Consider the following 15754-nt stretch of genomic DNA (forward strand, 5'->3'; position numbering starts at 1 on the left):
TTCAAAACTTCCCCCTTCATCTTTGCGTTTGATTCATAAAATCTTAAAGTGGTGAGAATCAGAATCCTATTCTTTGACTGACCCTAGCATCACTCCCTTCGCAAAGTGCTTTTGAAGAAACGGGTATACTAGCAAAATTGGAATTGTGGCAATTAGAATTGCCGCCATCCCTATTGTTTCAGCAGGTGGAGGATTATCCATTGTTGCTTGCATCCCAACATCCAACATATTACCTTGATTTAAAATAACTAATTGTCGAAGGATAACCTGTACAGTCCACTTTGCAGGATCATTTAAATAAAGAAGAGCTGTAAAATACGAATTCCAGATTCCAACTGCATAAAACAGTCCGAAAGCTGCTAGGGCTGGCTTTGATAAAGGCAGAATGATCTTTCCAAAAATTTGTAAATCGTTTGCTCCATCGATGATCGCTGCTTCCGTTAAATCGTGTGGTAGATTCATAAAGAATTGCCTCATAACAATCAAGTTAAATGAACTGATGGCTGTTGGAATGATCAATGACCACAATGAATCCATGAGACCAGTTGCTTGTACAACCATATATGTAGGTATCATTCCAGCTCCGAACACAAAAGTAAATAATACGAGAAACAAATACACTCTTTGGCCAAGAATATTTCTAGACAATGCATAAGCCATCATAGACGTTAAGAGTAAACTGACAAATGTACCTACTATGGTTACATAAATCGTTACCCCAAGCGAGCGAACAAATTCTTTAGAGCCTAAGATATACTCATACGCATCTAACACCCAGGTTTTCGGAAAAAGGAGTAAGTCAGATTGTACAAATTCTTCATATGTTGCGAATGAGACCACGAACATGTAATAAAACGGAAAGATCATTGTTAATGCTATGATGATAAGTAATACATAGTTTACAAGATTTACAGCTTTTTCTGACTTCGTATTATTTTGTTGCAACTAAATTTCCTCCCATCCTAGTAAACTCCCTCATCGCCAAACCGTTTTGCTAATCGGTTAGCACCGACAATTAAGATCAATCCAACTATTGATTTAAATAACCCAACAGCAGTAGCAAAACTGAAATCTGAGTTTTGAATTCCTTTGAAATAAACAAAAGTATCAAGTACATTTCCAACTTCCATTGTGAATGGAGTTAACATTAAATAAATTTGTTCAAAGCCAACGTCCAATACACTTCCAAGTCTCAATATCAATAAAATAATGATAGTACTACGAAGTGCTGGTAATGTTATATGCCAAATTTGTCTCCATCGGTTCGCTCCGTCAACGGCCGCAGCCTCATACAAACTAGGATTTATCCCTGATAGTGCAGCAAGGAAAATAATCGTACTCCAACCTGATTCCTTCCAAATAACCTCTAGTACTACTAACGGCATAAACCAGTTAGGATCTTGTAAAAATGCTATCGGCTCCATACCAAAAACCGTTCCTAATACTCTGTTTACTATCCCATCAGACTTTAATAGAATCGTAACAAGTCCGATAACTACAACCCAGGATAGGAAATGTGGTAAATATACAATGGATTGAATTGTCCTTTTGAAAAATGTATTCCGAACCTCATTTAGCATGAGTGCTAGAATAATAGATACTGGGAAGGCAAATACAATTTGAAGGAAAGAAAGGTATAAAGTATTCCAGAGAACCCTAATAACTTCTTGGTCTTCAAAAATTGTTTTAAAGTGCTTTAATCCGACCCACTCACTATTAAGAAATCCTTGAAAGGCACTGTAATCCTGAAAGGCTATAATATTTCCTGCCATTGGTACATATCGGTATATTAGAAAATAAAGCAGACCCGGAAGCAATAATATATAAAGGTACCTTTCTTTCCAAAGTCTGGACCATACGCTTTTCTTGGATTCAATCAGTATGTTGGTCTGGACTTTTTGAATTTTTCCAGATTCTGTTTTTTGCAAATTTTCCACTTTTGTATCACTCCCTTAATTCGTTTTTCGGAAAACTATCCAAACGTTTTCCTCACTTGTTAAAAAAAAGAGCATTTATAGCCTTCTAAAATTTGAGGATTCCCTTACTATCAATTTATTTGGTAAGAGTATTTTCATAGGTAATGTTATTTTCCCTTCAACTATATCTACAATTGTTTTTGCTGCAATAGCTCCTAATTCATATTTCGGGACATCAATTGTAGATAAAGGCGGGGATGAATATTGGGACATGTCGATATTATCTATAGATATAAAAGCAATATCATCCGGTATTTTTAATTCATTCTCAGTCACAGCCCTCATTGCTGCAATTGCCATCAGATCGCTGGCACAGAAGATAGCCGTTGGAAGGTTCCTAGATTTTGTTTGAATCAATTGACTCATTTCAAAATAACTTTTTTTCATGTTCCATTCTGTATTGATTACCCATTCGGGATTTATGTTAAGACCAAACTCTTCCAAAGCGTTTCTGTATCCCTTGTACCTTTTTTCTTCATTTAAATTCTTGAAATTTTCCCCAACTCCCCCACCTAAAAAACCAATCTTCTGATGGCCCTGTTTTACTAGTTCCTTAATCGCTTTTTTAACTGCTGATTCTCGGTCATAATCTATCACAGTTAATTCCTTATCTGTATAAAAAAAATCTAGGCCAACAATAGGTATAAACTGCATGATATAATCTAAAACACTTTGTTCTAAATGATCAATTAGAATTAATCCTTCGATACCTGATTCATGTATGGTTTTAAAAAGCAATGATTCATTTTGTAACTCTTCCTTATTGATACTAGTCAAGGAATAATCGGATTTTATTAGAGTGTCGTTAACCCCCTCATACAATCTCGAAAAATATGGATTTAGTTCTGCAATTTTGGGGTTAGCAACCCATCCTATCTTCATAGTCCTTAATTTTTCTGTACTTTGATTCGTTACCAATTTACGGGCATTTTCATTTGGTACATACCCAAGTTCCTTAACCGCATTCCACACTTTTTGAATGGTCTCTGGTTTTACATTTCGCGATTTATCATTTTGAATTACTCTAGATACTGTTGATATGGATACACCAACGTGTTCAGCGATGTCTTTTAATCTAACCACAATACACCCTAGCCTCCTGTAGTATGCGTTTTCTTTTTGGAACAAATTAAAATGTGTATGTTTATTAAAATGAGGGTTAACACATTGATGTGTTATTAGGTTGTTGGTACAACTACTTTCAAAAAAAAGAAGCAGGACTTTTTTAAGAATGGAAGTCAAAAAGCTTTATTAATTCGATTATATGTTTTTGTTTTTGGGACTGTCAACTAATATTTTGAATTTTTACATTTAACAAACTATTATTTTTCTTGAAAGACTCAAACCCGTATACCTTTTCAAAGTACAAGTCATGTAAAGTTCCATATTGAGCTTTTTTCAGTCTGCTTCCCCGTAACACATATAATCATTTGATTAGAACATACCCAAATAGCAATATTTGCATACTTTTAAAGCAATTTTTACGCATCTTTGAGCATCCCTGCTATGGTACACTCAACTTTGAAACCGCTTTATTATTGGATTTATCAGCATTTCAGTATAAAAGGCAGGTGTAGAAAAATGAGAGTTTATCATGATAAATTGTTTAGTAAAAAATTTATGAGGCCGAAGTTTACCATTCAACATAAATCGGATCGGAAAACAGCTTCTAACTTCCACTCACACTCAGGTTTTGAAATTGTGTGGCTCCAAAAAGGAGAAGCCACATACATTTTTGAAGAAAAAGTCTTTCGTTTAACGAAAGGACAAATATTATTTTTTAAAAGCACTGATTTTCACAAAGTTAAATTACATGATGGTGTGCCATATGAACGAGTTGTTACTCTATTCTCTGAAAGCTTTCTTACGTTTAAACATCCTATTTTTGAGAAGTTTAAAGGCTTTTTGGACAACCTTCCTTCCCCTCAATATGTTTTGAATGTACAGCCCTGGAAGGAAGAACAACTTCAGCATATCATCGATCATTTATTGTTTGAGCAAGAGAATGAAGATCTCTGGGAAAAGGAAGCAGCACTAGAATTATACCTCCTCGAACTCCTATTATTTCTATGCAGAGAAATTCAATCATCCTTTGCGCAGAATTCCCATTTAATTGTAAAGCGTGACTCTCAAAAAGTAGAAATGCTAGAACGTATCTTAAAGGAAATCAATGAAATCTGGAATACGGATTGGCGTCTTGATTCACTAGCTCTAACTCTACATCTAAATAAATATTACCTTTGTCATTTTTTTAAAAAAGAATTTGGTCTTACCATCCACGATTATATACTTCAAAGAAGAATTTACGAAGCGAAAAAACTACTTATTTCAACAAGTTCTCCTATTAATCAGGTATCTGAAAAAGTAGGTTTTTCCTCCCCTTCCAGTTTTATCAGAAGCTTCAAACAACAGGTCAGCATGACTCCAAAACAATATCGAACAAATGCCCAAATCCTCTAACTCAGATTTGTGGATTTGGGCGATTTAAGGAGGTGATTACTGCTCAAGAGTCGGGTTTTTCGTCTGTATTTCATTTACATAAAAAAGGAGGCCAAATAGTGAGGAAGTTTAAACGTTTTATTACGGTACTACTGTGTTTTCTATTATTATTGCCTAATATGAGTTTGAATGTGTTTGCTGCTGAAGGTGAAACCACAGAGATGGTTGATATACCTGAATCCTCTGATTGGAAAGGTGCAATCGGAGGCGATGTTGGAGGTAATGACAAAATTACTGCTGAAAACTTTTTGATTAAGGAAAATGGAGATGGCTCTGTCAAAATAAGCGTTATGAACAATCGTGGTAAAATTGCAAATGAAACAGAAGGTATTGCATATTATTACCAGCAAGTTGATCCTACAGATAATTTTGAATTACAAGCTAAGGTGAAGGTCGAATCCTTTGAGACAAATAATCAAGTTGGATTTGGAATTATGCTAAGAGGCAACTTATTAACTTCTACCGATGTAAAAACTGGTGATTATCTTGCGGTAGGTGGTATCAAGCAAGATATTAGAGGGTTTTATAAATACAGTAGCGCTTCGTCTGTATATCCAGATGAACTAGACTTTACAGCAAATAACCCTGCTCCTGGTGAAGAGTATACACTTAAGGTTAGAAAAGAAGGAAATATTTATCAATTAACAGTCGGTGAAGAAACAAAAACGTTCACAGATTATAGTGGGGAAATGAATTATGTTGGACTTTTCGCAGCAAGAAATGTAAGCGTTACCTACAGTGATGTCAAATTAATTCAAGATCGCCCGATTGAAACCGGAGATTGGGAGTTTAGGGCATTTGGAAGTAACACAAGTGAGTCTAGAAACCCTGATCCCATTATAAATGATGATGGAACAATTACAATTACTGCTACTGGCGGAAAAATAGCAAACGGTGATGAGGGTATTTCCTATTATTTCAAAGAAATTCCGGCTAATGCAAACTTTACTTTAACAACAAAAGCTAGCGTAAAGAACTTCAATAGCAACAGTAGTATATCTACTCCGAACCAAAAGTCCTTTGGTCTTATGCTAAGAGACAGTGTTGGTGAAAATAGTGATAGTAGTAAACAAACTTCTAATTTTGTTGCAGTAGGTGCTTTGGATTTAGCTATGAAACCTTTTTATAATCAAAATGGCCAACTTATAAAATTGGAGAACTTCGCAGATGTAAATACTCCAGCTGCAAATGAAGTTTATGATCTAGAAATTCAGAAGTCAGGAAATGTATGTAAAGTATCCATAAATGGAGTCTCTGAAGTAATAACTGTGGACAATTTATTTAGTGATTCTGTCTTCGCTGGACTATATGTTGCTCGTGATGCTGAAATTACATTCAACAATTTCAATATAGTTATAGACACGAAGAAAGTATCGACACTGGAAGTTAACACGGATAATATGAAAACCGAATATCTAGTAAACGAAGAATTAAATACTGATGGCTTAGTCGTTAAAGCCATTTACAATAATGGTGAAGAAGCGATCTTATCTGAAAACGACTATATTATTACTGGTTTTGATAGCAGTAGTGTTGGAACAAATACGATTACAGTTAACTTTGGAGGAGCTAAAGAGACCATTGATTTAAGAATTAAAGAATTGACCTTATTAGATTTAACGATTAAGTACTATCCCGCTAAAACGGTTTACTATCCAGGTGACAAATTTGACCCAGCAGGCTTAGTAGTACTAGGAAAATATGATAATGGAGAAACCTATATTCTATCCGAAGATCAGCTAGATTTTAAAGTTGACAATGTCTTAATTGATAGGGCATCTGCATTTAATACCCCTGGTACAAAGACCGTTACAATTGTACCAAGAGATTTCCCTGCTGTAACAGCAAGCTTCAATGTAACTGTAAAAGATACTGAGCTTGAAGGGCTTGAGATAAAGAAACAACCTGTTAAAACACAATATTTTATTGGTGATCCACTCGATCTTACTGGATTGGTCGTTTATGCCATCTATAAGGACGGATCTCAGGTAAGATTACTAGAAAATGAATATGATATCTCTAATTTTGATACGACAACACCTGGAGACAAGAATGTAGTAATCAGCCATAAGGATGCCAGTAAAACTATCACATTCAATGTAAAAGAAAAGGAAGTACTTGAATTAAAAATAACTGAGTTTCCTAATACAACTTTTGCAATCGGTGACACGTTTGCATCTAATGGATTAGAAGTTTCAAAGGTTTACGATAATGGAGATCAAGAGGTATTATCAACTGATGCCTATGATGTTGACTCCAGTTCATTCAATAGTGATATGACCGGTACGTACCCTATTACTGTGAGTCCAACAGTAGATTTGGGAGTCGACCCAATCACATATAAGGTTACAGTTCGAGAAAAAACAGCCTACAATTTTGATTTTATTCGGTTCGGGCAATCAACATCGGACGAAAGAAATACAATTGAGTACCTAGAGAATGATACCATTCGTTTAGCTGCAATTGATGGTGGTGGTAAGGTTACTGGAGACCATGATGGAATCTCCTTCTATTACACCGAAATTGATGCGAATGAAGATAATTTTGAGCTCTCAGCTGATATCAAAGTTGTTGAATACGCAAAAAATCCTCATGATGGACAAGAATCATTCGGAATAATGGCAAGAGATGCCATATACGAAACGGGCGACCAAAAAGGAATATTTGCGAGTAATATTGCCGCAATCGGAGGTTTTTCAGGTGATACTCGGGATGAAAACGGAACACAACTGTTTGTTCGAACAGGGGTAACATCACCGGATGGTACAGGAAGCCAAGGTATTCAAAAAGAAATGGTAAAGGCAGAAAGACCAACAACTGCTAATACTCATCCAAACAAAACATATCATCTTACACTTAAGAAAACGAATAGTGGTTTTACGGGAATACTAAATGACGGTGAGAAATCGATTGAAAAAGAGATCTATGCACCTGATCTTTTAAACGTTCAAAATGGAAAGGCATATGTCGGTTTCTATACCGCACGTGTAGCAACAATTGAAGTGAGTAATATAGACTTCAAAGTAACAGCTGCAGAAACAGATGCTCCTAAAGGAGAAGCACCTATTAAGGAGGTCACACCTCAGTTTGACATTTTATCATTGGAAAGGACTTCTGATGAGAATTATCGCCTTATCGTTCAATCAAATGTGAATGGAACTGTGACGATTAAAGAAGGCAATGAAACGATTCGTTATGATGAACCTATTTTTGCCGGGCAAAAGCTTGAAATACAAACAAAAATCGCAGTAAATGCACCTACAAATTTTAGTTTTGTATTCATACCTGACGAAACTCAAAAACTATCAGACTATAATAGAATCATTCGAAACTTCACCATTGAAATGAAGGCATTTGCCGAAGATGGAAATATCTATGTTTCCCCTAACGGATTGAGTTCTGGTGACGGCTCAAAAGAAAATCCGTTAGACTTAGATACGGCCATAGAATTTGTAAAACCAGGTCAACGCATTTATGTGATGGAAGGTCACTATGTGAGAAATGCGATACTTGAAATTAAGAAATACAATGACGGCACTGAAGATGCGATGAAGTACTTATGGGCTGACCCTGCCGCCACAAGTAGACCAATTATTGACTTTGATAAGAAAACGGAAGGTGTTATCCATAGCGGTAACTACTGGCATGTAAGAGGCTTAGACTTTATTCAATCTGCCGGCAACACAAAAGGTTACACAGTTGGCGGTAACCACAATATTATTGAAAACATTAAAACGTACCAGAACGGAGACACAGGTCTACAAATCAGCCGTACGGACGACTCTACTACTATAGCTGATTGGCCATCTTATAACTTGATTCTTAACAGTGAATCATTTGATAACCGTGATCCATCTGACAATAATGCAGATGGTTTTGCTGCAAAACTCACGGTTGGAGAAGGAAATATTTTTAGGGGTACGATCGCTCATAATAATATTGATGATGGATGGGATCTCTATACAAAGGTTGGTACAGGTGCTATTGGAGCAGTTACAATTGAGAATAGCATCGCTTATAACAACGGTTTCTTAACAAATGGAACTGTTGGGAATGGTGATAAAAACGGTTTTAAGCTTGGTGGTGAAGGAGTCCATGTCCCTCATACTATCAAAAATAGTGTTGCTTTCGGTAACGGTGCAGCAGGTTTCACAAGTAATAGTAATCCAGGTGTGATTGCCGAAAATAACTACGCATTTAATAATGCCGGTGGAAATATGGCATTCACAACATATGGTCACATTACTCCTGACTTTACAATTGATGGGTTTCTATCTTTCTTCACAGAAGACAGTCAAAAGAAAACAAAAGACAATTATCAACACACTGATTTAGATAAGAACTTCATGTTTAATGGAGAACAATCTGTTAATAAGTCTGGTGATGTGCTGCCTAATGAGCTCATGCAATCCTTGGCTACCATCCAAAACTTTGAACGAAGTCAAGATGGTGAAATCCATTGGAATGGTGTTTGGGATACGTTTGGTGACTTTATCGCAAAATATGAGGAACCTAAAACTGAAAACCCAGACGAGCCAGGTGAAGAACAGCCTGAAGAACCTAAGAATGAAAATCCAGAACAACCAGGTGAGGAACAGCCTGAAGAACCTGAGACTGAAAATCCAGAACAACCGGGAGAAGAAACTCCTGACAATGAAGATGACAACCATCAACCGGGAGATAAAACACCAAGTTCTGATGAAAACGGAGATAAATCTCAAGGGACAGATAAACAAACAGATAACAACAAATTACCTAAAACAGCAACCTCTGTATACAACTGGCTCGTTCTCGGTATCGTATTAATATTTATTGGTGTTAGTGTTGGTGTTGTACATTATCGTAGAAAAGGTTTTGTTTCCTAAACATACTTGTTTCGCTAAAAAGAGAGGGTCTCCCCTCTCTTTTTTTACCTCCTTCTATCAAAGCCTCCTCTATTACATAGATAATCATTAATTCAGAATTTCTCTCTTTAGCAATATCCGCATACTTTTATAGCAATATGTTGCTATAGTTTAGTGTCAAGCCTATGTTACACTCTCCTTTGTAACCGTTTTATTGATTTAATATTCAGATAGTTCTTTTGACCTATCGGGGAGGTGAGTCATTTTTACTAGTATTTGAATTACTAGTTTATAGTTCTACTTATTGTCTATAGAAAGGAGATTTTAATGAATGAGTACAATTAAACGTTACTTTTATTTGACATTGGTAGTTTTGCTCACATTCACAAGTTTATTTTCTACCGTATCTATTAATCCTGTTTATGCTGAAGAAACGGATGCTTCCACCTTCCTTTTTGAAGCAGATTTCAATAATGAAACGACTGGGGAACGTCCAGCAGATTTTGACGTATCGGAGGGCGGTGGCACTGTAGAAGTAACAGAAGTCCCTGATACTTCAAACAAAAGTGTATTTTTAAGTGACACAAGTGAGACAGCTGATGTAAAGTTAAGCAAATCCTTCGACGAGCTTGTTGGTGTTGTTACCGTTCAAATGAAATTTATGCAACCGAAGTATACAAGCTCCACAAAGGTAATGAGAGTAAAAGGAGACGGAACTCCTATCATTATTGAAACTAAAGACAATAACATATCATATCGTACTGGCAGCACCTATGAACCGTTAGTCCCTCTCGAGGAAAATGTATGGTATGACATCAAGACTGAAATTGATTTAATAAATCAAACAGCAAATGTCTATATCAATGGAGAACTTAAGTTAGAGAATGCTCAGTTAAATGAACCTGCCACAAAAATTAGTTATTTTGAAACATTTACACCTGGCAGTAAAGCACTTGGGCATTATGTTGATGATATTAAAATTTCTGGTTCGTTACCAGAGGTTGATCCTGAACAACCTACAGATCCCGAGGATCCATCTGAGCCGACACCTCCTACTGAACCAGGTGCAGGTGGAATCTATGAGGCGGAAGATGGAAAGTTAGTAAATGCTATCATAGACAACAAACATCCTGGATTTACGGGAACTGGTTTCGTAGATATGGTACCGAATGCACCAGGAGGTTCAATCGAATGGACTATAGATGTACCTGTTGGTGGAGAATACACGTTGGATTTTCGTTATGCCCATGGCGGAACGGATGAGCGTCCAGGAGAAATAAAAGTTAATGGAGAAATTGTCGAACCTAAATTAGCCTTTAACCCTACAGGTGGTTTTGCAAATTGGACCTACACGTCAACTAAAGCTACCTTTCAAGCCGGTGAAAATGTTATCGTAGCTACCGGTATTGGGGCGAGTGGTGGTGCAAATATCGATCATCTAAAAGTGTATATGGAATACGATCAAATTTATGAAGCAGAAGATGCCCTACTTGATGAAACAGGGGTTATCATCGATAATCAGCATACTGGTTTTACAGGAACAGGATTTATTGATTACAAGCCAAATCAACCAGGCAGTTGGGTTGAGTGGACAGTGAATGTTCCAACTGATGGAGAATACTTCCTTGACTTTAGATATGCTTCCGGTGGAACTGATGCAAGACCAGCAGAGATTAAAGTAAATGATGAAGTCGTTACAGAATCATTAGCTTTTGATCCAACTGGCGCATGGACAACTTGGGTATACACTTCCACAAAAGCGACCCTAAAAGCTGGTGAGAATAAAATTCGTGCTACAGGTGTTGGTACTAGTGGCGGCGCAAATATTGATCATTTACGAATCCACAATAAAGAAACTGGATCAGATGAAGGTCCTATCGATACAGAGGACTCTGAAGTAAAGGATATAGTTAGCGGACTTTACTTGAAAAAGTTAAATGAGTTAGGAGTAATCGTTGAAAAACAGCCTGAAGATACCGATTCTATTACAAGACTTGAATTCATGTCTTTAATAAATAGTAAACTTGGATTAGCTAAAGAAGAGCAATTCAAAGGATTAAGCACTGAATCGGAGGTTTGGGAAGTTTCTTTAAATGAATGGTATTCTTATGTTCTAGCTGCTGCTAAACAAGCTGGATACATGGATGCTCTTGTGAGAAACGGAAAGATTCAACCTAACAAGACCCTTAAGAAAAAGGAAGCTGTAAAAATTATTCAAGAGCTAAACGGCTCCACAACAATTGCAGATAATAACAAAGAACTTACATGGGGGGAAGCTAAGAATCTTGTTAATACCCTTCCATCAGAAGAACAAAGGAAAACAGTACAAATCGCGGATGTTCATGCAATTTCAAGCAATCTTATTGCGGTAACATTAAATAGTAGTTTTGATGAATTTGATTTCTCTGATATTAGTGTGGTTTACCCTACTGGCAATTGGACGACCCTAAGCCCTAACTTTAAGAATCTTAGAATCGACAAGGCCGCAAAAGGTAAGAATAAATTTGGTCAAACGGTCCTTATTTTAAATAGTTTAGATGAGTTGGATCAGAACGGGAAGTATATCGTAGAACCTGAGAAAATAACTTTTAAAGGCGATTTAAACGACGCGATTCGCAAAGCAGATAATCTATTAACCTGGCAAATGGAAAACGGTGGTTGGACAAAGAACTGGCCACATATCTATGAACGTCCATGGGATGGTAAGGAACCGCGTTCAGAATGGGTAGCAAATGGTGTTGAATTAGGAACGATTGATAATGATGCAACGATTAAGGAAATTCTTTTCTTAGCCGAAGTATATCGTGAAACTGGTGATAAAAAATACAAAGATAGCATTGAAAAAGGCTTTGAATTCTTGTTCCAATTACAATATGACACAGGTGGATTCGCTCAGGTTTATCCTAGACGCGGCAACTACTCTGACTATGTCACATTTAATGATGAGGCGATGATCAATGTCTTGGAAATGATGGATGATGTTGTCGAAAAGAGATATCCATTCGATTCAGATGTAATAAATGATTCTTATGGTAAAAGAATCAAACTATCCATTAAGAGTGGAATTGATTATATCTTAAAGGCACAAATCAAATTCTCTGATGGAACATTAACCGCTTGGGGTGCTCAGCACGATCCATATACGTTTGAACCACAAAAAGCACGTGCATATGAGCATGCTTCAGTTTCAGGTTCAGAATCTATTGGAATCATAAGATTCCTTATGTCTCGTCCACAAACTGACGAAATAAAGAAGTCTGTTCGATCTGCGCTAGAGTGGTTAGATGAGGTTAAACTTGAAAATACGCGATATGTAAGTGGTGATCCAAATAATGTGTATTTTGTAGAAGATTCGAATTCAACGGCATGGTACAGATTTTATGAGATTGGTACCAATCGTGGAATCTTCTCAGGCCGCGATGGCGTCATTAAGTATGACATTATGGAAATTGAAGAAGAAAGACGAAATGGCTATTCTTGGGGTGGTCACTGGGGTACGAAATTATTAAGTACCGCTGAAGAAACTGGATATTTTACAAATAATGTATATATTCAGGTTGTTGGTAGTAACTCTAAGGATCTATATGATAGACAATTAGAAGATGGTGATATCAAAGTTGTGAAAAGTCTAGAAAAACAGATAAGCCAAATTGAAAATGAAATTTTTGTTGCTAAAGATGGAACTGGAGATTATGCAACTATCCAGGCAGCAATTGACGCAATTCCTGCAAACAATACAACTCCAATCACAATTTTTATCAAAAACGGAGTCTATAAAGAAGTTGTTACTGTGCCGAATAATAAACCTTTTATTACAATGATTGGTGAAGATCCAGTAAACACAATTATTACTTTCGATAACTTTGCAGGTCGAGATAATGGTGTTGGCGGAACTCTTGGTACAAGCGGAAGTGCCAGTGTGTATTTACGCGCAAATGATTTTAGAGTAGAAAATGTAACATTCGAAAACTCTTTCGATGAAAGCTCCACAGATGTGAGCGGAAAACAAGCTGTTGCCGTATATGCTGCTGGGGAACGTCAATATTTTAAAAATGTAAGATTTATAGGAAACCAAGATACACTATATGTGCACTCTGGAACCCAATACTATAATCAAGTATATGTTGAGGGCGATGTCGATTTCATCTTCGGTGCAGCAAGAGTTGTATTTGAGGATTCTATCATTCACTCACTTAACCGTGGTTCAGACTCAAATAATGGATATATCACGGCTGCAAGTACATTAATCACGGACCAATACGGTATCTTGATTAAGGATAGTAAACTAACAAGTAATGCCCCTGCTGGTACTGTATATTTAGGCAGACCTTGGCCGGCTGGTGGCAATCCGAATGCGATTGGTAGTGTGGTCATTATGAATAGTGAACTTGGTGACCATATTAAAACAGAGGGTTGGACTTCCATGAGTGGTTTAAATCCTGAAGATGCCCGCTTGTTTGAGTATAAAAACTACGGCCCCGGTGCTGCAATCAATGAATCAAGAAGACAGCTTACAGATGAAGAGGCTGCTAACTGGACAGTACAAAATGTATTAAAAGGTTGGGATCCAACTGAGGGTGAAGATTGTGAGAAACCTGGTAATGGACCGAAGCCTGGTAAAGGCCCTAAAACAGCTGATGGTCAAAATCCTGGAAATAATCAAATACCAGGATATTGCAAACAATCCGAAAATTAAATTGTCGTGTACTTAAGCTTTCAATATAGTTTATCGGTTCACAGGAAAAGAGAGGGTCTCCCCTCTCTTTTTATCATGCAAATGCCTTATTTTCCTCTTCATTCTTAAAAAAGCTCTTCATCGCATGAAATACGTCTGCTTTTTGCTTTAAAATATAGTACCTAAATCTTTCATCCTCAATGTTCTTATAGGCTGACATAAGGGTTGAATGGCGGTTATACTGATTTACTTCTCCATAGCCAAACATATTAGAAACCTTCATTAATTCGCTCACTAACTTCACACATCTTGCATTATCTGAGGTTAAATTATCTCCGTCTGAGAAATGAAATGGATAAATATTATAACGGGCTGCTGGATACTTGTCATCAATTACTTCTAACGCTTTGCGGTACACGGATGAACAAATTGTACCCCCACTTTCACCTTTTGAGAAAAAGTCCTCTTCTGACACGACTTTAGCCTCCGTATGGTGAGCAATAAATTCGATTTCCACCGTTTCATATTTTGTACGCAGGAATCGAGTCATCCAGAAAAAGAAACTTCTTGCCATATACTTCTCCCAAATTCCCATACTTCCACTCGTATCCATCATCGCAAGCACCACAGCCTTTGAATCTGGTTTTACAATCTCATTCCACGTTTTAAACTTCAAATCCTCTCGGTAAATTGGATGGAAGCTAGGCTTCCCTGCCATCGCATTTCGTTTGTATGCCGCCATCATTGTCCGTTTCTTATCAATATTCCCCATTAAACCTGTTCGACGAATATCATTAAATTCAATGTTTTCTACAATGTTTTGATCCTGTTCTTTCCGCTTTAGATTTGGCAACTCTAATTCTTTAAATAAAGCTTCCTCAAGCTCCATTAGAGAAACTTCTGCCTCATAATAATCTTCACCGGCTTGATCACCTGCACCTTGCCCTTTTCCAGGCCCTGCCTTTCCTGCACTTTGTCCGGACCCATCTCTTGCAATAACGTCACCAACCTGGCTATCTCCATCTCCTTGGCCAACATGTTTATTTTTATCATAGTTATAACGGATTTTATATTCGTCTAAAGAACGAATCGGAATTTTAACAACATCTTTTCCGTTTGACATAATTATACTTTCTTCAGTTATCAAATCAGGTAAATTATTCTTAATTGCATCCTGTACCTTCTCTTGGTGTCTTGTTTGATCATCATGGCCTTTGCGATGGAGGGACCAATCTTCTTGGGAAATGACAAAGTTCTTTGAATTACCTTTCGACATAATCTTTCCCCTCCTAAAATTTTTTTTATTAAACCATTCACATTTTTACCTTGATCCTCATACATTATCTTGACGGTTTGTGAAAGAACTTCGTAAAACGAATAAACTGTACTAAACAAAACCTTTTTGAAATAAAAAAGAGACCAACTACTGCCTACTCTTTAGCAAAAATTAACCAATAGTAGATTACTCTATACTATGCAAGAACATTGATTTATTGACAAAAAATTTCGCAAATTGGGCGATTTGTCTTAAAAATAGACAAGTTCCTTCTGTTTATTACATACGGAGTGCATTACTATTATTCATAAATGGACAAGTTACATTTATTACGGGCAATGTACGGGATTATTAGTGGATTCCTTACTCTGATTCCTCTTCATGAGCCAGATGTATGGGGTTGGCAGAGTCAAGTCCATAATTTTGTGTAAAATTAATTCTATGGCTAACAATAATTATCAGGTTATTAGATTTACTTGTGTTA

7 protein-coding genes are annotated in these 15754 nt (G+C 36.7%); 3 read left to right on the forward strand and 4 right to left on the reverse strand.

The window, feature by feature from the left end:
- Positions 1-66 precede the first annotated feature (66 nt).
- The 3 genes from ACR65M_RS10780 to ACR65M_RS10790 form a co-directional block, all read right to left on the reverse strand.
- Complete coding sequence (locus tag ACR65M_RS10780; protein WP_207900046.1) at positions 67-945, reverse strand: ABC transporter permease subunit; 879 nt, start codon at positions 943-945, stop codon at positions 67-69.
- Positions 946-962: 17 nt separating this feature from the next.
- Positions 963-1904 (reverse strand): ABC transporter permease, encoded by a 942-nt coding sequence (locus ACR65M_RS10785; protein WP_341333576.1) that lies wholly within the window; start codon positions 1902-1904, stop codon positions 963-965.
- 108 nt (positions 1905-2012) lie between these two features.
- A complete protein-coding gene (locus ACR65M_RS10790) occupies positions 2013-3059 on the reverse strand; it encodes a LacI family DNA-binding transcriptional regulator (RefSeq protein WP_341332606.1) in 1047 nt (348 codons plus the stop codon).
- 537 nt (positions 3060-3596) lie between these two features.
- On the opposite strand from ACR65M_RS10790, the gene ACR65M_RS10795 reads away from it, so the two are divergent.
- The 3 genes from ACR65M_RS10795 to pelA all read left to right on the forward strand — a co-directional run bounded on the left by ACR65M_RS10795 (position 3597) and on the right by pelA (position 14015).
- Positions 3597-4436, forward strand: coding sequence for an AraC family transcriptional regulator (locus ACR65M_RS10795; protein WP_440273304.1), 840 nt, complete (start codon positions 3597-3599; stop codon positions 4434-4436).
- 98 nt (positions 4437-4534) lie between these two features.
- Positions 4535-9340 carry a right-handed parallel beta-helix repeat-containing protein gene (locus ACR65M_RS10800; RefSeq protein ID WP_440273305.1) on the forward strand — a complete coding sequence of 1602 codons (4806 nt, stop codon included), beginning with the start codon at positions 4535-4537 and terminating at the stop codon, positions 9338-9340.
- 310 nt (positions 9341-9650) lie between these two features.
- Complete coding sequence (pelA, locus tag ACR65M_RS10805; protein WP_341332609.1) at positions 9651-14015, forward strand: pectate lyase; 4365 nt, start codon at positions 9651-9653, stop codon at positions 14013-14015.
- Between the two features lie 73 nt (positions 14016-14088).
- Here the strand turns inward: pelA and yhbH are convergent, their stop codons facing one another.
- Positions 14089-15270, reverse strand: a complete 1182-nt coding sequence (gene yhbH, locus ACR65M_RS10810; RefSeq protein WP_341332610.1) for a sporulation protein YhbH — start codon at positions 15268-15270, stop codon at positions 14089-14091.
- Between the last annotated feature and the right edge of the window lie 484 nt (positions 15271-15754).

The organism is Ferdinandcohnia sp. SAFN-114 (assembly GCF_059415045.1).